We start from the raw sequence: 2458 nt of genomic DNA on the forward strand, positions 1-2458 counted from the left end.
GGTCAGACACGCTGACGCGCCTCCCAACGGAGGTACGCAAGGTGCCCTCCCCTGCCTGCTGCGGGCGGGCCGATCCCACAAGTTAGGCCCTCAGCACTAGAACCGTAACCGACTCCGGTACCGGTGCCACGTCACGAGAGGTCCCAGCCGCAAGTTTCCGCGCCGCTCAAGAACGTCCGCCGGAAGATTGAGAGCGCCGTGGAACCTGCAGGCGGCCCCTTGCTCCATGTTCAGCGGACGCTCGGCTAAGTCCCCCAGATAGCCTTCGGGCAAATCAGTGGCCTTGACGGTAAAGCGTCGATCCCCGGTCGCTTGATGAACGACATCACGATGATCGGCACCGCCGGAATTGTGGAGCCCTCTTTGGCGACGATTGCCGCACACCGGATAGGCAAATGCTCGTTTCGTGTCCGTGCTCCCGCCAACCGAGCGGGACGGGAACATCGCCGCCGGCTACCACCGGCTGCTGATGAACCCTGACTCTGCGGTGCACGGTCCGGCCGCGCAGGCGTGGTGCGCGTGGGTAGACACCCACGTCGCCACCACCCCCGAGCACCGACCCAACCCTCGCTACCGCGACCCGCGCTTTCGGCTGGGCTTCCCCCGACTCGTGACGCACTACTGGAGCCACGCCGCTTTCCTGCCCGAGGGTTAGATCCAGTCACAGATGGACCGCCTGCACGGCACCCCGGGAGTTCTCATCCACGGCCGCGACGACCTCAGCAGCCCACCCGACGTTGCCGTCGACCTCCACCGTGCCTGGCCGCACAGCGATCTCGTGCTCCTCGACCAGGCAGGACACGGAGCGACCCTCGACGCGACCAGGCACGCCACCGATCGCATGGCCGAGCGGGCCCACCAACCCAGCACGTAGGTGCCGTTCCAGCGCGGGTCATCCGGCATTCGGTGCTCTCCCCTCAACCAAAGCGAGTTGGTCGAACGGTGTTAGGGGACCCGGGTCAAGAGGACGATGGCCTCTGGCAGGGCCGGTGGCATCCGGACCATGGTGGGGGGTGCGCGACGAGGAAGGGTGGTGCGCGATGAGTGCGAAGTCTGATGAGGTCAAGGGCCACGCCAAGGAGGCCGCGGGCGTCCTGACCGGCAACAAGGACCTCGAATCTGAAGGCAAGACAGATCGGCGCACGGGTGAGGCCGAGGAGAAGGTCGACCACGCGAAGGACAAGGTCGAAGAGGTGGTCGACAAGACCAAGGACAAGGTCGAGGAGGCCGTCGACAAGACGAAGGACGCTCTGCACCGGAAGTAACGACACGAGCCTCGCGGTCCAGGCGCGGGGGTGGCACGCTCCGAGTGTCTCGCGCGCTTGGTCCGCCCAGGCCCTGCCGCTCCGCCGCTTAACGGACAGCGGGGCCATCAGCACGTTGACCGCAGGGCGCTTCGCTGTAACCGCAACATGAGTAGGAGGTGCTCACATGTCCCAAGGTCTGCTCATCACGATTGTGCTGGTCCTCGCCATCATCGCCTTGGTGTTTTTCATCGTGCGCAGAAGGTGACGACGTGCCGAGGCGCGGGCGTGATCGCTGCCGGGGGGGTCCTGAACCGCCGACGCGGGGGTCGGAGCAGGTGTCGAGTCGTCTAGGCCTTGGTGGGTCGTCATGATTGTCATTCTTGGGTTGATTGTCTTTGTGGCAGCGGTGGTCGTTGGTGTCGCCGGTGTGCTCGGCAACGCGGGCAGCGGGCATGAGTTGACCAGCGGATTCTCCGTGTTCGGCTACCACGTGACCGGCTCGACCGGCACGCTGTTTCTGTACGGCATCGTGGTCGGGGCGGTCGCGGTGCTTGGGCTGGGCCTGCTGTTGGCCGGTGCTCGCCGTACCTCTCGTCGGGGCCGGGCCGCGCGCAGCGACCTTCAAGAGGCGCGCCGGGAAACAGCCGCAGTCAGCCAGGACCGTGACGACCTCATCGATCAGCGCGAGGCCGATCGCGCGGCCCGGGCGCCCGATGCGCGGCCTACCGATGCGCGCAACGGTGCTGGCCTCAACGCACAGACCGATTCTCCTCCTACCCAGGCCCCACCCGCGTCGCCGACGTAGGCAGCCACCGTCAACTGACCGACGAGAGGGAGCGCGCCATGAACGCACCCCCGGATCCGGATGGTGATCGCCAGGATCTCCACAACGCCTCGGTCGATGAAGAATTGGCCGACACGGGCGTCTGCGGCCAGGTGCACCTGGCAACCGGACGCACCTGCACCCTGGACCAGGGCCACGCCGGCTCGTGCAACTTCGTTTCACCTGACCAGGTGGAGGAGTCTCAGCAATCTGCGTCCTGACGGGAAGTGATACTCCCGAGCTGACTCCGGTCGCGTCCCAGATCCGGTGTAAATGCTCGGACGTGGGTTCGCCGTGAGTTGATGTTAGGCGACGGCTCCGACAGCGTCAGCGGCCTCGTCTTGTTCGGCTGGGGTGGTGTTCCGGGGCCGTAGTTGGGCGGGTGGTT

At 66.2% G+C, this 2458-nt stretch carries 5 protein-coding genes; 4 read left to right on the forward strand and 1 reads right to left on the reverse strand.

The genetic code is table 11. The annotated features are described in order from the left end of the window. The first annotated feature begins 406 nt into the window (after positions 1-406). Positions 407-655, forward strand: a complete 249-nt coding sequence (locus VIM19_07315) for a hypothetical protein (GenBank protein ID HEY5184696.1) — start codon at positions 407-409, stop codon at positions 653-655. A 6-nt stretch (positions 656-661) separates the two neighbouring features. Here VIM19_07315 and VIM19_07320 read toward each other — a convergent pair whose 3' ends face one another. Next, on the reverse strand, positions 662-802 hold the full coding sequence (locus tag VIM19_07320) for a hypothetical protein (protein HEY5184697.1): 141 nt from the start codon (positions 800-802) through the stop codon (positions 662-664). Positions 803-1040: 238 nt separating this feature from the next. Between VIM19_07320 and VIM19_07325 the strand changes: the two genes are divergently transcribed. The 3 genes from VIM19_07325 to VIM19_07335 all read left to right on the forward strand — a co-directional run bounded on the left by VIM19_07325 (position 1041) and on the right by VIM19_07335 (position 2291). Next, positions 1041-1265 (forward strand): CsbD family protein, encoded by a 225-nt coding sequence (locus tag VIM19_07325; protein HEY5184698.1) that lies wholly within the window; start codon positions 1041-1043, stop codon positions 1263-1265. Between the two features lie 349 nt (positions 1266-1614). Beyond that, entirely contained in the window at positions 1615-2052 is a 438-nt protein-coding gene (locus VIM19_07330) for a hypothetical protein (protein ID HEY5184699.1), read from the forward strand. Positions 2053-2090: 38 nt separating this feature from the next. After that, complete coding sequence (locus tag VIM19_07335) at positions 2091-2291, forward strand: hypothetical protein (protein ID HEY5184700.1); 201 nt, start codon at positions 2091-2093, stop codon at positions 2289-2291. The last annotated feature ends 167 nt before the right edge of the window (positions 2292-2458 follow it).

The organism is Actinomycetes bacterium, from assembly GCA_036510875.1.
GTDB lineage: Bacteria > Actinomycetota > Actinomycetes > Prado026 > Prado026 > DATCDE01.

Coding starts and splice junctions, on each gene's coding strand:
- VIM19_07325 (HEY5184698.1), top strand. CDS start 1,041: ATGAGTGCGAAGTCTGATGAGGTCAAGGGCCACGCCAAGGAGGCCGCG.
- VIM19_07330 (HEY5184699.1), top strand. CDS start 1,615: ATGATTGTCATTCTTGGGTTGATTGTCTTTGTGGCAGCGGTGGTCGTT.
- VIM19_07335 (HEY5184700.1), top strand. CDS start 2,091: ATGAACGCACCCCCGGATCCGGATGGTGATCGCCAGGATCTCCACAAC.